Raw genomic sequence first — 21,654 nt, forward strand, 5'->3', positions numbered from 1 at the left:
ATCTGCTATGAAAACCGCCTATTCCTCGACCGCATTCGGCTGGTCGGATTTAATCAAAATGACCTTGCCGATTGCAATGGGATACTACGCCGCGGGCATCGCTTACGGCATTCTTGGTGTCAGCGCCGGCTTGCCGCTGTGGCTGGTTGTCGGCTTGAGCATTTTCGTTTATTCGGGGGCTGCGCAATATGCGGCGATTCCGTTATTCGCTTCGGCGGCGGGCTTTTTCCCACTGGTCATCGGCACGTTGTTGATCAGCCTTCGCCAGATTTTTTATACCTTGGCACTGCATTCGGATTTGCCGAAAAAGGGCTGGCAACGTTGGTATAGCACCGCGTCTATCACCGACGAAAGTTATGCGTTGATTTCCACTCAGCCGAAAGCCGAACGTGCAGCACTGACCACCCGAATTAATTTTTTATGCCAGTTTTATTGGGTGTCGTCTTCACTGATTGGCGCACTGTTGGGCGCTGAATTGGCGGGCGCAATACCGCACTTGGAGTTTGCCCTGCCGTGTCTGTTTATTATTTTGGCATACGAACAATACCGCCAAGTACGGCAAATTTTTCCGCTGTTGCTGGCGGTGCTGGCGTTTGTGTTGGCGAAATTATTTGCTGCCGATTGGCTGATGTTAGGCGCAATTTTATTCTGTATTTTAGTGATTTTAGCGCGCTACAATTTGAATTTGCAGCGCCAAATAAAAGGTGAAACCCATGAGTAACAGCCAATTACTACTCACTCTGCTTGGTATGGCTGCGGCGATTTTTGCCTGTCGAGCATTACCGCTGTTTTTGCCGCAACGTTGGCTGCAACTGGGTTGGCTGCAAAGCCTAAACCGCACTTTGCCGCTGTGTATTATGTTGATTCTGCTGTTCAGTAGTTTAAGCATTCCGACCGTACTTTCCGATTCGCTGCAAGCGCTAGGCGTTGAATTATTGGCGCTAAGTGCGGTGCTGCTCAGCTATATTTGGCTGCGCAACACTTTGCTCAGCGTCGCGCTCGGCGTGCTGGGAATTAATCTGCTGTATTGGTTGGTTTGATTAGCTAGAAGCAACCAAAATGTGATCAACGCGATAAAGCCAAGGCAAAATGGCGAAGATTACCATATTTTCCGTTAATCTTTCTAAACCATCTGTGTGATGACTAAATCCAGTTTGCGTTGCAGTCATATTTATTTCTTTTTCTAAGCCATCTCGGGGCAAGATCGCACTTTTTTCAAAAATATCCCTTTCTTGAAATCCGGTTCTTAACCATAAGTGCGCGTTTGCCCTGAAAGTCCGGTCAGCCGAACCCTATTTCGCTGAAAATAACAAAAAAACCGTTTGGTATTTATACGCAAAATCGGTATTATAGCCGTCCAGATGGTTACCCGTCTAAAGAGTGCGGTTTCCACCCAAATTATGTAATAGTCAAACAGAAAGAGAAACTATGTCTAGTTATTTATTTACTTCCGAGTCCGTTTCCGCCGGGCACCCTGACAAAATCGCCGATCAAATTTCTGATGCGGTGTTAGATGCGATTATCGAACAAGATCCAAAAGCCCGCGTTGCTTGTGAAACCTACGTGAAAACCGGCATGGCGTTAGTCGGCGGTGAAATCACCACCTCCGCTTGGGTTGATATTGAACACATTGCACGTCAAGTAATCTGCGACATCGGCTACACCTCATCAACCATGGGTTTTGACGGGCACTCTTGCGCTGTGTTAAACGGGATTGGCAAGCAATCTTCCGATATCAACCAAGGGGTTGACCGTGAAGATCCGTTAGCGCAAGGCGCTGGCGATCAAGGGATTATGTTTGGCTATGCCACCAACGAAACCGATGTGCTGATGCCGGCACCGATCACCTATGCACACCGTTTAATGGAACAGCAAGAAAAAGTGCGCAAAAACGGCACGCTGAACTGGCTGCGCCCAGATGCGAAAAGCCAAATCACTTTCCAATACGACAACCACAATATTGTTGGCATTGATGCAGTGGTGCTTTCCACCCAACATTCAGAAGACGTGGATCAAAAGCAAATTTATGAAGGCGTGATGGAAGAGATCATCAAGCCGATTCTGCCAAGTGAATGGCTATCCGCCAACACCAAATACTTCATCAATCCAACAGGTCGCTTTGTGATCGGCGGACCAATGGGCGATTGTGGTTTAACAGGTCGTAAAATTATCGTTGACACCTACGGCGGTGCGGCTCGTCATGGCGGTGGTGCATTCTCCGGCAAAGATCCATCAAAAGTGGATCGCTCCGCCGCCTATGCCGCTCGCTATGTGGCGAAAAACATCGTTGCCGCAGGGCTTGCGGATCGCTGTGAAATTCAACTTTCTTACGCTATCGGCGTGGCAGAGCCGACTTCCATCATGATTGAAACCTTCGGCACGGCAAAAGTGAGCGAAGATCTGTTAGTGAAATTGGTGCGCGAATTTTTTGACTTGCGCCCATACGGCTTAATCAAAATGTTAGATCTGATTCAACCGATCTACCGCAAAACCGCCACCTACGGTCACTTCGGACGCAACGAATTTCCGTGGGAAAAAACCGATCGCGCCGCAGAATTGCGCAGTGCAGCGGGGTTGAAATAATCTTCTACAGATAAAAGCCCTGTATATTCAGGGCTTTTGATTGATGTCCTTATCAGCCAGATCCAGTAAATAATGGCTGATACTTTTTCCTGCTTGCTGGCTTGCAAACGTAATTTGATCCTTTTGCTTCTGCGTGCAACGGAGCTGTATTGTTGCGCTCTTGTTTTGATCGCCTTGGCGTGCATTTGCTTTGCCCGTCATTCCGTGTTTCTTCATAATTCCCTTAAAAAAATCAATTTGATTGGTCCAGCACGCCATCATTCTAACACGTTCATTCCAGCAACTTGCTTTATTATTTGCTCATACAAAATATTCATCGTGTTAAAAAAATAAAACCTCCCTAAGACTTCCGCTTAAACTTACTCCACATTTTATCTTCCTGTCCGCGCCACAGGCGTTGGATATTTTCGTGGTGGCGGTAGATGAGCAAGCAACACACCAATGCGACGGGGAAGGTGAATTCGGGTTTGAACAGATAAACGTATAACGGGACTAAAAGTGCGGTGAGTACCGCACTCAATGACGAGTAGCCGCTGACGAGGAACACCAGCAGCCAAGTGCCGAACATACTGCCCGCCACGCTCCAAGCGATCGGGGCGATGGCGCCGAATGCGGTGGCGACGCCTTTGCCGCCTTTGAAGCCGAAATAGAGCGGGAAACAGTGCCCCAAGCAAGCGGCAAGCGCCACCATGCCGAGTTCAAATTGAGTGAGGTTCAAATAATAACCTGCCCACACCGGCAACATTCCTTTCAGCATATCGAACAGTAACACCGCCAGTGCTGCCCATTTGCCGCCGTTGCGCAGCACATTGGTCGCCCCCGGGTTGCCTGAGCCTGCGCTGCGCGGATCGGGCAAACCCGCCAAGCGTGAAATTAAGATCGCACTGGAGATCGATCCGATCAGATAGGCAAAGATCATATAAAAAACAGCAAACAAGCTCATGGCGACCTCTCGGGTTGGCAACAAAATATGAGAATGTCGTTCATTGTACCGAAAATCAATGGCATAATCTGCGTTAAATTTTCTAAAAAGGCAAAAATATGTACGATATCATTTTTATTGAAAAACTGACGCTGTTCGCCACGATTGGGGTGTATGACTGGGAACAGCAGATTAAGCAGAAGCTGGTATTTGACTTGGAAATGGCGTGGGACAGCCGCCGTGCCGCCGCAGAAGACGATGTGCAATACTGCCTGAATTATGCTGAAGTCAGCCAGTTTATTATTGATTATGTCGGCAGCAAGCCGTTTTTATTGATTGAAACCGTAGCATATCAAGTTGCCGAGCAGTTGCAGCAACGCTTTGCGATTCCGTGGCTGAAACTGAAACTCAGCAAGCCAAGTGCGGTGGCGCAAGCCGCAGCGGTCGGGATTGTGGTCGAGCGGGGACAGCGTTAATGCCGACCGCACTTTACGGCTATTTGGGGCTGTTGTTTGCCGCGCTGTTTTGGGGCGGCAATTTTATGTTCGGCAAAATCATCAGCGGCGAGATTTCGCCGATTGTATTGAATTTCAGCCGCTGGTTCCCAGCTGCGCTTATTCTGTTATTGCTGTTCCACCGCCAAATAAAACCGCACTTTGCCTTAATTCGCCGCCACTGGTTGCTGCTGACCGCACTTGGGATTTTAGGAATTATTTTCTTTCCGGTGTTTTTATATCAAGGGCTGCAAACCACCACCGCACTTAACGCCAGTATTTATCTGGCGGCGGTGCCGATGGCAACCTTGCTGATTAACCGCTTGATTTTTCACGATTCGATCGAGTGGCGAATGCTGCTCGGCGCGCTCTTAAGTTTTGTCGGTGTGCTGTATTTATTGGTGCAGGGCGATTTTACCAATCTCTCACAACTGAGCATTAACCGCGGAGATGTTTGGGCGATCGGCTCGGCGCTGAGCTGGGCGGTGTACTGCTCGATTGTGCGCCTGAAACCGCCGCAATTGGTTAACAGCGTTTTTGTCACCGCATTAGTGACAATTGGCGTGCTGCTGTTCACGCCGGTGTATCTATATGCTGTTATACAAGGTGAAAGTGCGGTTTATGCCGAATTAAGTTTGAATCAGTGGTGGATTGTGGCGTATTTGATCGTGTTTCCGTCGATTCTGTCGTATGTATTTTGGAACTACGGCATCAGCGTGGTCGGTTCGGCGAAAGGCGCCAGTTTCACCAATGCCGTGCCGCTGTTTGCCGCAGCGCTCAGTATTTTGGTGCTGCGCGAGCCGATTTATGGCTATCATTTTATCAGCAGCGCACTGATTATCGGCGGCTTGTTGCTGTGTAATCGCAAAGTGCGGTCACGCCAGCAATAGCAATTGGTTTAATTCACTCAATTCGATACTCGGCAAATTGCGGCTTTGCGCGTGCAGCCGCAGGCTGTCTGCATTCAGGTTCAACCAGCCTGCCTGACAGCCCGCTTGAATCGCCCCTTGCACATCCGTTTCCAAATTATCGCCGATATGCAGGATCTGATCCGTTGTCGTCTGAAAGCGCGCGGCGGCTTGAGCGAACAGCTCAAAGTGCGGTTTCGCCCTGCCGTGTTCGCCGCCGCGTAGGCAAAGGCTAAATTGCGTAAAGCCGATTTTTTCGGGCTCCACGTTGCCGTTCGTAATCGCAATCAGCGGATAGCGCTGCGCCAATTGGTCAAGAATCTGCAAACTCTGCGTCGGCACGTCCACTTGATGTCGCCAATCGACAAACACCGCCATAATTTCCGCTGTAAGTCTTTTCACGTCTGCCACCGAAAATGCCCGTTGGCGCAAAATGATCTCCAGCGTTCGAATCCGCCACTGCACCACATCTTCGCTCAATAACGGCTCGGCTGCCGCCACCGCACTTTTGTGTGCATTCCACTTTTCCGCCGTCAAATCCGGCAACTGCGCCAATTGCTGCAATGCCAGTAGAAACTGCTGTTCCGCCCGCATAATCACCGCGTGGTTGTCGTATAGCGTGTCGTCCAGATCAAAGCTGATCAGTTTAAAAGGGTGCAAAGGGCGGTAGAAGCGCATAATTAATCCTAAATCCAAAACAGATAGTGCCATTATGCCACTAAAACGGCGGTTATGCTGGCGAAAGTGCGGTAACAAAAAAGCCGCAGTGTGAACTGCGGCTTGGTTTTCTATCGAGTGATAAACTTATTCGTCATCAAAGGTTTTCGCTTTATATTGCGGATTCATCAAGTTTTCCGGCGATAAAATATCGTCCAGTTGTTCTTCGGTCAGCAAGCCTTTTTCCAACACTACGTCTCTTACGCTGCGACCGGTGGTGGCGCAGATTTTGCCGATCACATCGCCGTTGTGGTGTCCGATAAACGGATTCAAGTAGGTGATAATACCAATTGAATTAAACACATAGCTTTCACAAATTTCTTTGTTCACAGTGATGCCGTCGATACATTTATCGCGCAAGTTAATGCAGGCGTTGCCCAGCAAGCTGATGCTTTCAAACATCGCTTGCCCGATCACCGGCTCCATTACGTTCAGCTGCAACTGCCCCGCTTCGGCGGCAAAAGTCACCGCTAAATCGTTGCCGAACACTTTGAAACAGACTTGGTTCACCACTTCCGGGATCACCGGATTGACTTTAGCCGGCATGATTGATGAACCAGCCTGCAATTCCGGCAAGTTGATTTCATTTAAACCGGCGCGCGGCCCGGATGAAAGCAAGCGCAAGTCGTTACACACTTTCGACAGTTTTACCGCGGTGCGTTTCAGCATACCGTGCATCATCACATACGCGCCGCAATCGGAGGTCGCCTCAATCAGGTTTTTCGACAACACGCAGCGTAACCCGCTGACTTCCGCCAAATAGCGGGTTGCCAATTCCGGATAGCCTTCCGGGGTGTTAACGCCGGTACCGATCGCGGTTGCGCCTAAGTTGACTTCCAGCAACAATTCCGCCGCGCGGTGCAAATTGGTGATTTCTTCTTCCATCAACACCGAAAATGCTAAAAATTCCTGCCCGACTGTCATCGGCACGGCATCTTGTAACTGGGTGCGCCCCATTTTCAACACCGACGAAAACTCGCCGGCTTTGGCTTCAAACCCTTGTTTTAGATATTGTAATTTTTCAATCAACAGCATTAAGCTGTTATACACCGCAATGCGGAAACCGCTTGGGTAAGCGTCGTTAGTTGATTGGCTAGCGTTAACGTGATCCATCGGATCGAGGTATTGATATTCGCCTTTTTGGTGCCCCATCAATTCCAGTGCCAAGTTGGCAACCACTTCGTTGGTGTTCATGTTAACCGACGTGCCCGCGCCGCCTTGGAATACGTCGGACGGGAACTGATCCAAACATTTGCCTTGCTCTAAAATGGTGTCGCAAGCGGCAATGATTGCCTGTGCGATTTTTTTCGGAATCACTTTCAATTCGCCGTTTGCCATTGCAGCAGCTTTTTTCACCATCACCATGCCGCGCACAAATTCGGGAATATCGGAAATCACCGCATTGGAAATGTTAAAATTTTCAATCGCTCTTAAGGTATGGATCCCCCAATAAACCTCTGCCGGAACCGCTCTTTCGCCTAACAAATCTTTTTCTAATCTTGTCGCTGTCATCTCTTTCTCCTTGTTGTTCGGTTAGTTGTCATCCCATGCCAGTTGCTTCTTTATGATGGAGCCACACCGCAACTGCCTCTTGGAACTATTCTAGCCCTTTAAAATTTTTGATCATTGGATATAAATTGATTGTATCCATTAGTTTTTCTAATCCGGTTTTAAACCGCGCTTTGCCTTGAAAAGTGCGGTTTTGCCCCGATATAAAAAAAATGATTCGCTCTTAAAGAAGGTCAAATTATGCCGTTATTGATTCTACTTGCCGTTTTCGGCATTTATGTTTATCTGGAGTTGTCATTGTTAGTCGCCATTGGCGGCGCAATTGGCGTGTTGCCTTTGATTTTATTATTAATTCTTGCCTCAGTAGTCGGCATTGCGCTGATTCGGCTGCGCAGCTGGTACACAATGGTGAGAATTCAACAGCAATTGGCACGCGGCGAAATGCCGACCCACAGCCTGTTTCAAGCCGCACTTTGGCTGTTTGTCGGCATTTTATTTGTGATTCCCGGCTTGTTAAGCGATCTGTTTGCAATCCTATTATTACTGCCGATCAGCAGCCGCTTATTGGAAAAATTATTTGCCAACAAAATCAAATCTTTTACCTTTATGCGCGGCTTTGGACAGCAGACACAGCAAGGCTATGACAACAGCGACACGGTTTTCGAAGCCGAATACGACAAAAAAACCGATGAGGACAAACGCTTGCGCTAATTTTTTCTATTTGCCCCTTGAAAGCGTTGTAAACCGCCCATATAAAGGTTGCACTCGTTTCTAAAACCGCACTTTGATCATGTTTCATGTTTGAGGTGTGTTTTATTTAATCTATTAATCAGGAGAAATCAGATGAATATTCGTCCGTTACATGATCGCGTTATTATCAAACGTGAAGAAGTCGAAACCCTTTCCGCAGGCGGCATCGTGCTGACCGGCTCGGCGGCAACCAAATCCACTCGCGCCAAAGTATTGGCGGTGGGCAAAGGTCGCATTTTGGAAAACGGCACAGTACTACCGTTAGACGTGAAAGTCGGCGACAGCGTGATCTTCAACGAAGGCTACGGCGTGAAAAGTGAAAAAATCGACGGTGAAGAAGTGTTGATTATTTCTGAAAGCGATATTCTGGCGATTGTCGAATAATCCAACCGAATTTTCTCATTATTTAGACTAAAAGGAATATAACATGGCAGCAAAAGACGTTAAATTTGGCAACGACGCACGCGTTAAAATGTTACAAGGCGTGAATGTATTGGCAGACGCAGTAAAAGTAACTTTAGGCCCGAAAGGTCGCAACGTGGTATTAGACAAAGCGTTCGGCGCACCAACTATCACTAAAGACGGCGTTTCCGTGGCGCGTGAAATCGAATTGGAAGATAAATTCGAGAACATGGGCGCACAAATGGTGAAAGAAGTAGCATCAAAAGCCAATGACGCAGCAGGTGACGGCACCACCACTGCGACTGTTTTAGCGCAAGCGATTGTGAACGAAGGCTTAAAAGCGGTTGCAGCAGGCATGAACCCGATGGATCTGAAACGTGGTATTGATAAAGCCGTGGTTGCCGCAGTGGAAGAGCTGAAAAAATTATCCGTACCTTGCGCCGATTCAAAAGCGATTGAACAAGTGGGTACGATCTCGGCTAACTCTGACACGATTGTCGGTCAATTGATCGCCGAAGCGATGGATAAAGTGGGTAAAGAAGGCGTGATCACCGTGGAAGACGGCAGCGGCTTGGAAGATGAATTAAATGTGGTTGAAGGGATGCAGTTTGATCGTGGCTACCTATCACCATACTTCATCAACAAACCGGAAACCGGTAGTGCCGAATTAGAAAACCCGTACATCTTATTGGTTGACAAAAAAATCTCTAACATCCGCGAATTACTGCCGGTGTTAGAAGCGGTGGCGAAAGCGGGCAAACCGTTGTTCATCGTGGCTGAAGACGTAGAAGGCGAAGCATTGGCAACATTAGTGGTCAACACCATGCGCGGTATCGTGAAAGTGGCTGCGGTGAAAGCACCGGGCTTCGGTGATCGCCGTAAAGCGATGTTGCAAGATATTGCTGTGTTGACAGCGGGTACAGTGATCTCTGAAGAAATCGGTATGGAGCTGGAAAAAGCAACAATCGAAGAGTTAGGTCAAGCGAAGCGTGTGGTTATCACTAAAGACAACACCACTATCATTGACGGTATCGGCGATCAAGCACAAATCAGCGGCCGTGTGGCGCAAATTCGTCAACAAATCGAAGAATCTTCTTCTGATTATGACCGTGAAAAACTGCAAGAGCGTGTGGCTAAATTGGCTGGCGGTGTTGCGGTGATCAAAGTCGGTGCAGCAACCGAAGTGGAAATGAAAGAGAAAAAAGCCCGTGTTGAAGATGCGTTGCACGCAACGCGTGCAGCGGTTGAAGAAGGAGTGGTTGCAGGCGGCGGCGTGGCGTTAGTGCGTGTTGCAGCGAAGCTAACCGAGCTGACCGGCGACAACGAAGAGCAAAACGTAGGGATTAAACTGGCCTTGCGTGCGATGGAAGCGCCGTTGCGTCAAATCGTGACCAATGCCGGTGAAGAAGCGTCTGTTGTTGCACGCAACGTGAAAGACGGCGAAGGCAACTACGGCTACAACGCATCAACCGAAGTTTACGGCGATATGGTTGAAATGGGGATCTTAGATCCGACTAAAGTAACCCGTTCTGCGTTGCAATTCGCAGCCTCTATCGCTGGTTTGATGATCACCACCGAATGTATGGTAACCGAACTGCCAAAACCTGAAGCACCGGATATGGGCGCAGGCATGGGCGGCATGGGTGGAATGGGCGGCATGATGTAACCGCACTTCAGCCCGCTGAGAATAAACCCGATAGCACCTGGTGTTATCGGGTTTTCTTTTGCTGGTTTACTATTGGGTGAATATCATTGATTCGCCCTCCCCCAGCCTTCGGCAGCCCCCTCCGTTTACGGAGGGGGCGAATATATTACATAGTTTCTAAATTAGCCCAAAACGCCATTTGAATATGATAATAATGTCTAAGCCAAAGTGCAGTATTTTTCTCTCGCTCCGCCTGTGGAGCGAGATGCTAAGAAGGGCTGGACTACCCAAACAAAATCGGCACGACCAATACTGTGGCAATCATCACAATAAGCGTAAACGGGACGCCGACTTTGAGGAAATCGGAGAATTTATAGCCGCCGGGGCCGAGCACCATGGTGTTCACCGGTGATGCTACCGGCGTCATAAATGCGGCGGAAGCTGCAACGGCGATTGTAATCACGAACGGCAGCGGGGAAATACCGAGTTCTTGCGCCATTGCCATCGCAATCGGCATCATCAGAATTGCTGTCGCGGTGTTGGAAATAAACGAGCTGACCACAACACATAGTACAAACAAGCTCGCCAAAATAGCATGAATGCCCAAACCACCGACTAAATCTAATAACCCGTTTACGGCTAAACTGATACCACCGGTTTTATTTAAGGCAATGGCAAACGGCATCATGCCGACAATCAAGATCAAACTCGGCCAATGTATCGAATTGTACGCACTGCGGGCGTCTACACAACGGAACTTTGCCAACATCATACAGGCGATCAGGGCGGCAATTACATTAGGCACCAGCCCACTAACCATCAGTGCCACCATCACCACGACTGAAAATACAGCGTGTGGCGCTTGTGTCAGTGCCGGCGCGACTTGGTCAATTTCGCTCGGATAATTCAACATAAAGAAATCTTGATTGCTACTGCGCAGTTCATTGATCTGTTTCCATTCGCCGATCACCAGATATTGATCCCCGATGCTGATTTCCACATCGCCCAGCTCACCGCTGATCAGATTATTGCCTCGTTTCACGCCGGCAACAATTAAACCATATTTATTTTGAAACTGAATTTTACGGATTGTTTGCCCTAAATTGACGCTTTCCGGGATAGGAGAAATTTCAGCCATGCCGACCGATTTAGATTTTTCACTGAAATAGTTGCCCCGCACCGCCATCGGTTTTAACTTATATTCTTCACAAAAGGACAGCCAGTCCAGCTGATTGTCGGCGATGTCCAACAGCAAAATATCTTTTTCACGCAGTTCGGTTAACGCGGAAGCCGTCACCACAATATGGCGGATACGCCGCCAACGTTCCACCGCCACAACTAAAATATTGTATTTTGAATGCAAATGCAGTTCATCTAAGGTTTTGCCGATAAGCGGGGAACCGGGCATAATTAACGCTTGTTTCGAGCGTCCTTGTAATTGGTAGCTGACGATCAAATCATTCATCGAAGTGCGGTTATAATTGGCTTTATTGTTTGCATTCGTATCGCCGCTGTCTAGCAAACGACGGGCAACCAACATATAACCAATGCCTAACACCAGCACCATTAAACCGATCGGGGTGAAAGAAAAAAAGTTCAGTGCGGAATGCCCTGCTCTGACCAATTCGGCGTTTGCGATCAAATTCGGCGGCGTCGCAATCAAGGTCATCATGCCGCTGATTAAGCCGGCGATACTCAACGGCATCATCAAGCGCTTAGGCGAAATATTCAATTGAGCACAAATTGCCAAGACCACCGGAATAAAAATCGCCACGATACCGGTTGAACTCATAAACGCCCCCAGTCCGGCAACCGCAACCATAAGCAAGACTAGAATTTTAACTTCATTGTTATTTGCTGCTTTGATCAGCCATTCGCTGACTTGATATGCCACGCCGGTGCGCAGCAAACCTTCTCCCACAATGAATAACAGTGCAATCAGAATCACATTCGGATCACTAAAACCCGCCAGAATTTCCTGTACGCTGAGGATCCCACTCAAATTGAATGCGATCATCACTAGCAGTGCCACCACATCCATGCGCAGTTTATTCGAGATAAACAGCCAAATCGCAATACATAATAAAACCAATACTAGTGCCAATTGTGGGCTGACAGGCAAGATTTTTTGTAAAAAATCCATTTTTCCACTCCGGATTCGATTCTGATTGAACCCGTTTACTATAGCATAGAAGGTGCTTCAAATTGAGCTTAAATTAACCTCAAAAATCACACACTTTTCTATGCTGCTCTCCGCCCGCGAAATTGATGGATCGTATTGGTGACCACGCCGCGCAGATCCAGCGCTTGCAAGCTACTGACTTGTAAATTGGGGTGTTTAGAATCCAAAGAGAAAAAGATCAGCTTGTCCTGCTGCGCCGAAAAAAATTCATACAGCTGCAAACTCCCGTCTTGCTCAATCACCACCAGATCGCCCGGGCTGACCGCACTTTCTTCCTCAATCACCAACATATCGCCTTTTTCAATGCCCCATGAGGTGAGGTTGGGATTGGTTACTCGCATAAAAAACGTTTGCTTTGGTTTTTTGATGCAATACAGATTGAGATCCATTTTATATTTCACCGCACTGCGTTGAGCAAAATGAAAGTGCGGTTGTTGATGATCGTCATACAGCGGCATCGGCTGATATGAGTAATTGCGATCAACATAATTATTTACATTATTATTCAGATGGTTATACATTGTAGTGCCTCCGCTTGCCTTTAGTTTGCCGCACATTTGTGCACATTGCATTCAATACTGTTTTTATATACAGTTATTTATACTGTTTTTCCATACAGCATTCAAGCGGTTTTTTATACAACCGCTAAAAAAGATCTTCCGTTGATCCCAAAATCTGATAAGCGTCGGGCAGATTTTTTAGCGAATAATTAAAAAAATCAAAGAAAAATAGACATTTTCCTATTAAAACTGCACTTTAATTAATTTTATGTTTTATTCTGGAATATTTTGCGCTAATCTTAGCTCTCATCTCGCTTGCGGGGTGTTGTCAATTATGTAAAAAGACTCGGGTCTGTTTATTTTTCATCCACCATAAAAAGAAGAAAATTATGAGTAGCTCAAATCACTTTTTAACCAAACTCTTATTCCAAGGCAGCTTGATTGTCAAAATCGCCATCGGTCTCGTGCTCGGGATCATTGTCGGTTTAATCGCTCATCCATTGGTCCCCTCGTTAGGCTTTAACCTTGCGGAAAGCGTCAGTATTTTAGGTACGCTGTTTGTACGCGGTTTACGTGCGATTGCGCCGATTTTAGTTTTTATTCTGGTACTGTCAGCAATTGCCAACCGCAAACCAAGCAACGCCGAACACAGCAGCAAAGCGATGAAATCGATTATCGTGTTGTATATTCTTGGCACTTTCTTGGCTGCATTAACCGCAGTTATCGCCAGCTACCTGTTCCCTACCGCATTAACATTGAGAACCGGCAGTGCCGAATTAAGCCCGCCGAAAAATGTCAGTGAAGTTATACTGACAGTGCTGATGAATATTTTCGATAATCCGATTCAAGCCCTGTATAACGCCAACTACATCGGTATTTTGGCTTGGGCAATCGGTTTAGGGATCGCTTTGCGCCATGCTTCTGAAAGCACCAAGCGTATTGTTCACGAATTAGCCGAAGCCGTTACCATGATCGTGAAAGTGGTAATCGCTTTTGCACCGTTCGGGGTGTTCGGTCTGGTTGCTGCGGCAATGGCGGATAAAGGCTTATCAGAATTAGGGATCTACGCTAGCTTGCTGTATGTATTGGTCGGTTCAATGCTGTTTGTAGCATTTGTGATCAACCCGATTCTGGTGTTCTGGAAAACCCGTCAAAATCCGTACCCGTTGGTTTGGACGGCGGTGCGCGAAAGTGGTTTAACCGCATTCTTCACCCGTAGTTCCGCTGCCAATATTCCGGTTAACATGAACTTGGCAAAACGTCTGAACTTAGATGAAGAAGTTTATTCGGTTTCTATTCCATTGGGTGCAACCATCAACATGGCAGGCGCAGCAATCACGGTGACCGTTCTGACGCTGGCAGCGGTTACCACTTTGGGCATCGAAGTCAGCTTCGGCACCGCACTTTTATTAAGCGTGGTCGCCAGTGTATGTGCTTGCGGCGCATCCGGTGTTGCCGGCGGTTCTTTATTGCTGATTCCGCTAGCCTGTAGCCTGTTTGGGATTCCAAACGACATCGCGGTGCAAGTGATTGGCGTCGGATTTACGATTGGTGTGATTCAAGACTCGGTTGAAACCGCACTGAATTCATCGACTGACATCGTGTTCACCGCGGCAGCTGATTTAGCGGAACAACGTAAAAACGGCTAATTAATTTAGCTGTATATTTCAAGTAAGCGAATCCGAACGCTCAACGTGGATTCGCTTTTTTATTATCAAAATAGAGTGAAATCATTATGCAAAGTGCGGTTCAACTCCAACAAGCTGAAATTAAAATCACCAGCCGACTGTTTTTAACAATTGATCAGTTTCAAATCAAGCCGCATGAATTTGAGGTGATTGTCGGGCATAACGGCAGCGGCAAAAGTACGCTGGCAAAATTTCTAGCACAGAAAAACCCGCCATATAACGGGCAATACCAGAACCCGTTTGCGCATATCAACCTGCTGTCGTTCGAGCAGCAACAGCAGATTATCGAGCAGATTTTTCGTGACCTCAACAACGACTGTGTCGATCCGGATTATCACGGCAAAACCGCCGCCGAATTGATTTTGGAAGATCAAGCCGATCCGGCAGATTTAACCGAGCTGGCGCAACGATTAAATATCACGCCACTGCTCAATCGCCCGTTCAAACTGCTTTCCACCGGCGAAGGACGCAAGGTGCTGCTCGCCAAAGCGCTGATCAGCAAACCGCAGTTGCTGATTTTAGACGAGCCGCTTGAAGGCTTAGATCAGGCTTCACAAGCTTTTTGGCTGCAATTGCTGGCGGATTTATGCCGTGAAATGACGGTGATTTTAATCATTAACCGACTGAACGATATTCCGCCGCAAGCCGACAGTATCGCAATGATGAGCAATTGCCGCCTATTGCAGCAAGCCGCTGCCGCCGAGATGATCGACAGCCCGATTTTTCAGCAACTGCGCGATGCCGAAAGTGCGGTTCAACAGCCGATTCCCATGCCTGCCGAGCCGCCGCAAACACTGCCTGCCGAATTGGATTCGGTGTTTGAATTAGCTAACGTCAACGTCGGCTATGGCGACAAGCGCATTCTGACTGATCTTAACTGGCGGGTGAAAAAAGGTGAAAACTGGTGGATTAAAGGCCCGAACGGCTGCGGCAAATCGACTTTGCTCTCATTGATCAGCGGCGATCATCCGCAAGCCTTCAGCAATCATGTACATATTTTCGGCAAACAGCGTGGCAGCGGAGAAACGGTGTGGGAGATTAAGCAGAAGATCGGCTTCCTTAGTAATCAATTGCACCTCGATTATCGGGTAAATTGCAAAGCATTGGAGGTGATCGTTTCCGGCTATTTTGATTCGATCGGCGTTTATCAGCGCATTCCCGACAGCTTGCGAATCAACGCAATGCAATGGCTGGAGCGCATTAAAATGCAGCAATTTGCCGACAAACCATTCCGTTCGCTCTCTTGGGGGCAGCAGCGACTGTTGCTGATTGCACGCGCGATGGTGAAACATCCGCCGGTTTTGATTTTAGACGAGCCTCTAATGGGCTTGGACGGCATTAACCGCCACCTGGTACTGACCTTTATCGAGCAGCTGATCGACAACAGCCAAACTCAACTGCTGTTTGTTTCGCACCACCTTGAAGATCAGCCGAAGTGTATTAACCGCACTTTTGAATTTATTGCAAACGACGAAGGTTACGATTATTATCAAACTAGGATTGAATAAACTATAGGAGTTAAAAAGATGGAATTTTTAGACGGCTTGCCGATTGTTGCCCTGTTTTTCGTTCTATTTGTGATCTTTACCCTGCTTTCGGCACTGAAAACCGTGCCGCAAGGCTACCACTGGACGATCGAACGCTTCGGGCGCTACACCCGCACATTAACCCCGGGTTTGAATTTTATTGTGCCGTTTATCGATCGCGTCGGGCGCAAAATTAACATGATGGAACAGGTGTTGGATATTCCGTCGCAAGAGGTGATTTCGAAAGATAACGCCAACGTGTCGATTGATGCGGTCTGTTTTGTGCAGGTGATCGACGCACGCAATGCGGCTTATGAAGTCAACCACTTGGAACAGGCGATTATCAACCTGACGCTGACCAATATTCGTACCGTACTCGGTTCGATGGAACTGGACGAAATGTTGTCGCAGCGAGATTCGATCAACAGCCGCTTGCTGACCATTGTCGATGAAGCGACTAATCCGTGGGGCGTGAAAGTTACGCGGATCGAGATTCGCGACGTACGTCCGCCGAAAGAGCTGATCGATTCGATGAACGCCCAGATGAAAGCCGAACGTAACAAACGTGCCGACATTTTAGAAGCCGAAGGGATTCGCCAAGCGGCAATTCTGCGCGCCGAAGGGGAAAAACAATCGCGCATTTTACAAGCCGAAGGGGAAAGACAAGAAGCCTTCCTGCAAGCCGAAGCGCGCGAACGGGCGGCAGAAGCGGAAGCCAAGGCAACCCAAATGGTTTCCGATGCGATTGCGCATGGCGACACTAAGGCGATCAACTACTTTATTGCCCAAAAATACACCGAAGCACTGCAACAAATCGGACAGGCAAATAATAGCAAAGTGGTCTTGATGCCGTTAGAAGCGGGCAATTTGATCGGCTCGGTTGCCGGCATCAGTGAATTATTGAAAGGCGACAAAAAAGCCTAACTTAACCCGCGAGGTGGCAAATGGAATGGTTTAGCACATGGGAGTTTTGGTATTGGCTGGTGTTGGGGTTTATCCTGCTGATCGGCGAAGCGGTGATTCCCGGCATTTTCCTGTTATGGTGGGGGCTTGCCGCCTTTGTGGTCGGCATTCTGAACGCGATTGTCAGCATTCCTGTGGCGTGGGATTGGATTATTTTCGCCACCCTCGCGGTGATTGCCAGCTTAATCTGGTGGCGCTATCAACACCGCAAAGATCAACAAGCAGATCCGCATACCGCGCTGAATCAACGCGGCATTGCGATGCTCGGACAGCGTGGCGTGGTCACCGAAGTGCAGCAAAATAATATCGGACGCGCCCATTTCGGCGACACCACTTGGCGGATTAAAGGCGAAGCCTTGCAGCAAGGTGACGTGGTAAAAGTGATTGAAGTCAACGGCATTACCTTAATCGTCGAAAAAATGGCATAAACGGAGCGGCAATGCAGCATTTAATTATTTACGCCCACCCGAATCTAAACAGCTTCAGTAAAGCGATGGTTGACGACTGCGCCGACAGCAGCCGCAAATGCGGTTGTGATGTGGTGGTGCGTGATCTCTACCGCATGGATTTTAATCCGATTTTGTCGCATGAAGAGTTGCAAGGCTCATACCAAGGCATTGTACCGGCAGAAATTCGCTACGAGCAGGATCTGATCAACCGTGCCGATCTGATTACCTTGATTTATCCGTTGTGGTGGATGGGTTTCCCTGCGATATTGAAAGGCTATCTGGATCGCGTATTAACCCACGGTTTTGCATACAAAACCGAAAACGGCGTTTCGCAAGGTCTGCTGCAAGGCAAAAAATTGCAGCAGTTTATCTTGATCGGCAGCAGCCCGGAAAGCTATCAAAAGTGCGGTTTTAGCCACTCGCTGAAAGACACCTTAGTCGACGGGCTGTTCGACTATTGCGGCATCGTTGACATTCAACACACCATTTTTGGCGACATTCATCTTATTGATCAGGCGGCGCGCCAAGCTATGTTGATGCAAGCCGCAACCATCACGCGGCAAAACCTCAACCACGACACATAAAAAATGCCGGACTTCCGGCATTTTGGTTTCTTTTATTCACTCACACTACGATCTTTATTCACATTGGTGACGATTTTATGCAAAATCGACGACAACTGCTGCATTTCTTCGTCTGAAATTCCTTGAAAAACTCCATGAATATACTTCCATTGCTGTGGCAAATTGGTTTGAATAAACTGCTTGCCGATATTGGTTAGGCGCAATTCAAAACAGCGACGATCGCTACCGCTCACCACGCGCTCAATCCAGTTGCGCCCGACTAAATCATCTGAAATTCGGGTGGCGTTAGTGCGCGATGACCCTAAAATACTGCTGAGTTTTGACGGTTGAATGGTGTTATTAGGTTGCGTATAAAGCACCACCAGCGCCATAAATAGGGTGTCATTCAGGTCAAATTCCTTCAATAGTCTATTGCGGTGTTCCAGATAACTGCTGGCGGAATGCAATAACAAACGCAGTAATAACACTTTATCCACTGGCCAATCCGGCTCAGACTTAGCACTCTGCTTAATCGAGGCTTCTATTTCGGCGAAATTTCGCATTGCCAACTCCTTTAACGACTGAGTAAATAGTATATCAATTTTATTATAACTTCCGTTACTATAAAAGGATTAAATTAGCTTACCCTGTGAAAAAGTCCCATTCTCTGTAAAATAAATGTTAATTTTTTGTGAAGCGGATCAACATTTGATAAAAATCCGATTTACTAAAAATAGCCGATTCTCTATCTTAATTGTTAAAGTTGTCTTATCCCTCCCTCTTTTTACACTAATAAAAGGAATTATGTTATGAAATTGAAGAACACACTGTTCAAACTCGTTTCCTCCGCCGGTGCGCTTGCGGTGCTTGCCAGTGCCAACGCGTTTGCCGCCGATCCGGTGATCATCAAATTCTCACACGTTGTTGCCGACGAAACCCCTAAAGGACAAGGTGCGTTGCTATTTAAAAAACTGGCTGAAGAAAAATTCCCTGATCAAGTCAAGGTGGAAGTGTATTCCAACTCCTCGCTGTACGGCGACGGTAAAGAAATGGAAGCATTGCTGTTAAACAACGTGCAAATGTTGGCGCCTTCATTGGCAAAATTTGACAAATACGCGCCGCAAATTCAATTATTCGATTTGCCTTTCCTGTTTGACGACATCAAGGCGGTGGAACGTTTTGAAAAAAGCGACGCCGGCAAAAGCCTGTTGAATAGCATGACCGACAAAGGCATCACCGGATTAGGCTACTGGAATAACGACCTTAAACAACTGTCTGCCAACAAAGCTTTGCGTGTGCCAAAAGATGCGCGCGGCTTAAAATTCCGCGTACAAAACTCTGAAGTGTTGGATGCGCAGTTCAAACAGTTGAACGCCGTGCCGCGCAAAATGGCATTCAGTGAAATGTATCAAGGCTTGCAAACCGGCGTAGTGAACGGCGCGGAAAATCCATATTCCAATATCTACTCGCAAAAAATCCATGAAGTACAAAAATACATCACCGAATCCAATCACGGTTTGTTGTCTTACATGGTAATTGTCAACACCAAATTCTGGGAAGGACTGCCGCCGGAACTACGCAGCGGTTTAAGCGACATCATGGCTGAAGTCAGTGATGAAGTGAACAAAAAATCCCATGAATTTAATTTGGCTGACAAGCAAAAAATCGTCGATGCGAAAACCACTGAAATCATTACCCTGACTGCGGAAGAAAGAGCGCAATGGCGTGAAGCGATGCGTCCGGTATGGAAAAAATTTGAAGGCGCAATCGGTGCCGAGCTGATCCAAGCTGCCGAAGCCTCCAACCAGCAATAACCCATTATCTGCAAAAGTGCGGTTTCCCTGACCGCACTTTTGCGATTTTACGTTTTAAGGAATTACCATGAAGTCGCTCGCATTCTTGTGGGGAAAGATGGAAGAGTTTATGATCGCCGTGTCACTGGCGTTGATGACTATCATCACCTTTGTTTATGTGCTTTTTAACAACCTTTATTCTCCATTTTATGATTTGGCAGACGCCTACCCTTCGCTGGAATCGGTTTTTCTGCCGATTGCCGATTTTTCAATTAATATCGCACAGGAAATGACTTGGAGCGTGGCATTAACCAAGCTGTTTTTTGCGATGTTGATTTTCTTTGGTGCCTCTTATGGTGTGCGCACCGCCGGACATATCGGCATTGATGCGCTGGTCAAAAAATTTAACACCCCGGTGCAGCGTGTGATCAGTATTGTTGCCTGTCTTGCTTGCTTGATTTATGCCGCAATGATCGCCTACGCCAGTATCGAGTGGGTGAGTGCGATGTTTAAAGCAAAGATCGGCGCCGAAGATTTACAGCATTTCGGTATCCAGTTATGGCATATCGGGCTGATTATCCCAATCGGCTATCTGATGATCTTTATGCGTTTCGGCGAAATTTTTATTCGCTTACTGAAAGGTCAGCAAAGCGATTTGGGTTTAGCTGATGAAGCTAAAGACGCTATGAAATTACAAGAAGAAACCCATTAAGGAGCCGCCATGACTGTCGTATTTTTATTTATTTGCCTGTTCGCCCTGATGTTGATCGGCGTGCCGGTTGCAGTCGCGCTCGGTTTATCCGGCTCATTGATTATTATTTTCTTCAGCCAAGATTCCATCAGCTCGGTAGCGATCAAACTGTTTGAAACCTCGGAACACTACACGTTATTAGCGATTCCGTTCTTCCTGCTCGCCGGCGCCTTTATGACCACCGGCGGCGTGGCGAGACGTTTAATTGACTTTGCCAATGCCACGGTCGGACACATTCGCGGCGGCTTGGCAATCGCCTCGGTGCTTGCCTGTATGCTATTCGCCGCCCTGTCCGGCTCCAGCCCGGCAACCGTTGCCGCGGTCGGTTCAATTGCAATTGCCGGTATGGTGCGTTCCGGTTATCCGGTGGCGTTCGGCACCGGGATTATCTGTAATGCCGGTACCTTGGGCATTCTGATTCCGCCGTCGATTGTGATGGTGGTATATGCTGCCGCCACCGAATCCTCGGTCGGACGTCTGTTTATGGCAGGCGTTGTGCCGGGCTTATTGTTAGGCGGCGCATTAATGGTGGCGATTTATATTGTTGCGCGAATAAAAAATCTGCCCGCCTTGCCGCGCGCCTCGGTGCGCGAGTGGTTCTCCGCCGCTCGCAAAGCGCTGTGGGGCTTGATTTTAATGGTGATCATTCTGGGCGGAATTTACAGCGGCGCCTTTACCCCGACCGAAGCCGCCGCCGTAGCGGCTGTGTACTCGTTCTTTGTCGCGGTGTTCGTGTATAAAGACATCAAATTGCGCGAGTGCCCGAAAGTATTATTGGAAGCGGGTAAACTCAGCATTATGCTGATGTTTATCATCGCCAACGCCATGTTATTCGCTCATGTGTTGACCACTGAGCAAATTCCGCAGCAGCTGACCGCACTTGTCGTTGAAATGGATCTGCAGCCGTGGCAATTCCTGATTGTAGTGAATATCGTGTTGCTGATTGCCGGTGCCTTTATGGAGCCGTCTGCGATTATCCTAATCTTAGTGCCGATTCTGTTCCCGATTGCAATGCAATTAGGCATTGATCCGATTCACTTGGGGATCATCATGGTGGTTAACATGGAAATCGGCATGATCACGCCGCCAGTCGGTTTGAATCTGTTCGTGGCGTCTGCCATCACCAATTTGAGCCTACCACAAGTGATCAAAGCGGCAACTCCGTGGCTGTTGCTGATGCTCGGCTTCCTGATCGCCATCACCTACATTCCGGCGATCTCCCTTGCGTTGCCTAACTGGATAGGCGCAATGTAAGTCAACAAAAAACCGCACTTGCCGTTTTACCAAGCAAGTGCGGCTTTCTTTTATT

General features: G+C 47.8%; 24 protein-coding genes. 16 read left to right on the forward strand and 8 right to left on the reverse strand.

The window, feature by feature from the left end:
- The first annotated feature begins 7 nt into the window (after nt 1-7).
- Complete coding sequence (locus ACUHGC_RS12545) at nt 8-721, forward strand: AzlC family ABC transporter permease (protein WP_446833615.1); 714 nt, start codon at nt 8-10, stop codon at nt 719-721.
- Nucleotides 714-1,040, forward strand: coding sequence for an AzlD domain-containing protein (locus ACUHGC_RS12550; RefSeq protein WP_446833616.1), 327 nt, complete (start codon nt 714-716; stop codon nt 1,038-1,040). The genes ACUHGC_RS12545 and ACUHGC_RS12550 overlap by 8 nt, the downstream gene beginning before the upstream one ends.
- On the opposite strand, the gene ACUHGC_RS12555 is transcribed toward ACUHGC_RS12550, so the two are convergent.
- A complete protein-coding gene (locus tag ACUHGC_RS12555) occupies nt 1,041-1,169 on the reverse strand; it encodes a hypothetical protein (protein WP_446833617.1) in 129 nt (42 codons plus the stop codon).
- A 259-nt stretch (nt 1,170-1,428) separates the two neighbouring features.
- Here ACUHGC_RS12555 and metK point away from each other — a divergent pair, with 259 nt between their 5' ends.
- Nucleotides 1,429-2,583: a methionine adenosyltransferase gene (metK, locus tag ACUHGC_RS12560; protein ID WP_446833618.1), complete on the forward strand. Its 1,155-nt coding sequence runs from the start codon at nt 1,429-1,431 to the stop codon at nt 2,581-2,583.
- A 27-nt stretch (nt 2,584-2,610) separates the two neighbouring features.
- On the opposite strand, the gene ACUHGC_RS12565 is transcribed toward metK, so the two are convergent.
- Both ACUHGC_RS12565 and plsY read right to left on the reverse strand, forming a co-directional pair.
- Nucleotides 2,611-2,844, reverse strand: a complete 234-nt coding sequence (locus ACUHGC_RS12565) for a plasmid mobilization protein (RefSeq protein ID WP_446833619.1) — start codon at nt 2,842-2,844, stop codon at nt 2,611-2,613.
- A gap of 79 nt (nt 2,845-2,923) precedes the next feature.
- A complete protein-coding gene (gene plsY, locus ACUHGC_RS12570; RefSeq protein ID WP_446833620.1) occupies nt 2,924-3,526 on the reverse strand; it encodes a glycerol-3-phosphate 1-O-acyltransferase PlsY in 603 nt (200 codons plus the stop codon).
- 98 nt (nt 3,527-3,624) lie between these two features.
- Here plsY and folB point away from each other — a divergent pair, with 98 nt between their 5' ends.
- Complete coding sequence (gene folB, locus ACUHGC_RS12575; protein WP_446833621.1) at nt 3,625-3,981, forward strand: dihydroneopterin aldolase; 357 nt, start codon at nt 3,625-3,627, stop codon at nt 3,979-3,981.
- Nucleotides 3,981-4,889 carry a DMT family transporter gene (locus ACUHGC_RS12580; protein WP_446834910.1) on the forward strand — a complete coding sequence of 303 codons (909 nt, stop codon included), beginning with the start codon at nt 3,981-3,983 and terminating at the stop codon, nt 4,887-4,889. The genes folB and ACUHGC_RS12580 overlap by 1 nt, the downstream gene beginning before the upstream one ends.
- On the opposite strand, the gene yigB is transcribed toward ACUHGC_RS12580, so the two are convergent.
- Together yigB and aspA are read right to left on the reverse strand one after the other, a co-directional pair.
- Complete coding sequence (yigB, locus tag ACUHGC_RS12585; protein WP_446833622.1) at nt 4,875-5,585, reverse strand: 5-amino-6-(5-phospho-D-ribitylamino)uracil phosphatase YigB; 711 nt, start codon at nt 5,583-5,585, stop codon at nt 4,875-4,877. The two genes, ACUHGC_RS12580 and yigB, sit on opposite strands and share 15 nt — an antisense overlap.
- 126 nt (nt 5,586-5,711) lie before the next feature.
- A complete protein-coding gene (gene aspA / locus ACUHGC_RS12590; RefSeq protein ID WP_446833623.1) occupies nt 5,712-7,136 on the reverse strand; it encodes an aspartate ammonia-lyase in 1,425 nt (474 codons plus the stop codon).
- Nucleotides 7,137-7,373: 237 nt separating this feature from the next.
- Here aspA and ACUHGC_RS12595 point away from each other — a divergent pair, with 237 nt between their 5' ends.
- The 3 genes from ACUHGC_RS12595 (at nt 7,374) to groL (ending at nt 9,951) form a co-directional block, all read left to right on the forward strand.
- On the forward strand, nt 7,374-7,844 hold the full coding sequence (locus ACUHGC_RS12595; RefSeq protein ID WP_446833624.1) for an FxsA family protein: 471 nt from the start codon (nt 7,374-7,376) through the stop codon (nt 7,842-7,844).
- A 132-nt stretch (nt 7,845-7,976) separates the two neighbouring features.
- Nucleotides 7,977-8,267 carry a co-chaperone GroES gene (locus ACUHGC_RS12600; RefSeq protein ID WP_446833625.1) on the forward strand — a complete coding sequence of 97 codons (291 nt, stop codon included), beginning with the start codon at nt 7,977-7,979 and terminating at the stop codon, nt 8,265-8,267.
- A 43-nt stretch (nt 8,268-8,310) separates the two neighbouring features.
- A complete protein-coding gene (gene groL / locus ACUHGC_RS12605; protein WP_446833626.1) occupies nt 8,311-9,951 on the forward strand; it encodes a chaperonin GroEL in 1,641 nt (546 codons plus the stop codon).
- A 262-nt stretch (nt 9,952-10,213) separates the two neighbouring features.
- On the opposite strand, the gene ACUHGC_RS12610 is transcribed toward groL, so the two are convergent.
- A complete protein-coding gene (locus ACUHGC_RS12610; protein WP_446833627.1) occupies nt 10,214-12,073 on the reverse strand; it encodes an SLC13 family permease in 1,860 nt (619 codons plus the stop codon).
- A 98-nt stretch (nt 12,074-12,171) separates the two neighbouring features.
- Nucleotides 12,172-12,633 carry a LexA family protein gene (locus tag ACUHGC_RS12615; protein ID WP_446833628.1) on the reverse strand — a complete coding sequence of 154 codons (462 nt, stop codon included), beginning with the start codon at nt 12,631-12,633 and terminating at the stop codon, nt 12,172-12,174.
- 368 nt (nt 12,634-13,001) lie between these two features.
- On the opposite strand from ACUHGC_RS12615, the gene sstT reads away from it, so the two are divergent.
- The 5 genes from sstT (at nt 13,002) to ACUHGC_RS12640 (ending at nt 17,822) form a co-directional block, all read left to right on the forward strand.
- Nucleotides 13,002-14,261 (forward strand): serine/threonine transporter SstT, encoded by a 1,260-nt coding sequence (gene sstT, locus ACUHGC_RS12620; RefSeq protein ID WP_446833629.1) that lies wholly within the window; start codon nt 13,002-13,004, stop codon nt 14,259-14,261.
- Nucleotides 14,262-14,347: 86 nt separating this feature from the next.
- Nucleotides 14,348-15,808, forward strand: coding sequence for a molybdate ABC transporter ATP-binding protein ModF (gene modF, locus ACUHGC_RS12625; RefSeq protein WP_446833630.1), 1,461 nt, complete (start codon nt 14,348-14,350; stop codon nt 15,806-15,808).
- A gap of 18 nt (nt 15,809-15,826) precedes the next feature.
- On the forward strand, nt 15,827-16,750 hold the full coding sequence (locus tag ACUHGC_RS12630) for an SPFH domain-containing protein (RefSeq protein WP_446833631.1): 924 nt from the start codon (nt 15,827-15,829) through the stop codon (nt 16,748-16,750).
- Between the two features lie 20 nt (nt 16,751-16,770).
- Nucleotides 16,771-17,217, forward strand: a complete 447-nt coding sequence (locus ACUHGC_RS12635) for an NfeD family protein (RefSeq protein ID WP_446833632.1) — start codon at nt 16,771-16,773, stop codon at nt 17,215-17,217.
- Nucleotides 17,218-17,228: 11 nt separating this feature from the next.
- A complete protein-coding gene (locus ACUHGC_RS12640) occupies nt 17,229-17,822 on the forward strand; it encodes an NAD(P)H-dependent oxidoreductase (protein WP_446833633.1) in 594 nt (197 codons plus the stop codon).
- A 32-nt stretch (nt 17,823-17,854) separates the two neighbouring features.
- Here ACUHGC_RS12640 and mprA read toward each other — a convergent pair whose 3' ends face one another.
- Nucleotides 17,855-18,364 carry a transcriptional repressor MprA gene (gene mprA / locus ACUHGC_RS12645; protein WP_446833634.1) on the reverse strand — a complete coding sequence of 170 codons (510 nt, stop codon included), beginning with the start codon at nt 18,362-18,364 and terminating at the stop codon, nt 17,855-17,857.
- A 246-nt stretch (nt 18,365-18,610) separates the two neighbouring features.
- On the opposite strand from mprA, the gene ACUHGC_RS12650 reads away from it, so the two are divergent.
- The 3 genes from ACUHGC_RS12650 to dctM all read left to right on the forward strand — a co-directional run bounded on the left by ACUHGC_RS12650 (nt 18,611) and on the right by dctM (nt 21,599).
- Nucleotides 18,611-19,615: a TRAP transporter substrate-binding protein gene (locus ACUHGC_RS12650; protein WP_446833635.1), complete on the forward strand. Its 1,005-nt coding sequence runs from the start codon at nt 18,611-18,613 to the stop codon at nt 19,613-19,615.
- A gap of 67 nt (nt 19,616-19,682) precedes the next feature.
- Complete coding sequence (locus ACUHGC_RS12655; protein ID WP_446833636.1) at nt 19,683-20,306, forward strand: TRAP transporter small permease; 624 nt, start codon at nt 19,683-19,685, stop codon at nt 20,304-20,306.
- A 9-nt stretch (nt 20,307-20,315) separates the two neighbouring features.
- Nucleotides 20,316-21,599: a C4-dicarboxylate TRAP transporter large permease protein DctM gene (gene dctM, locus ACUHGC_RS12660; protein ID WP_446833637.1), complete on the forward strand. Its 1,284-nt coding sequence runs from the start codon at nt 20,316-20,318 to the stop codon at nt 21,597-21,599.
- The last annotated feature ends 55 nt before the right edge of the window (nt 21,600-21,654 follow it).

It is taken from the genome of Testudinibacter sp. P27/CKL/0425 (assembly GCF_052931395.1).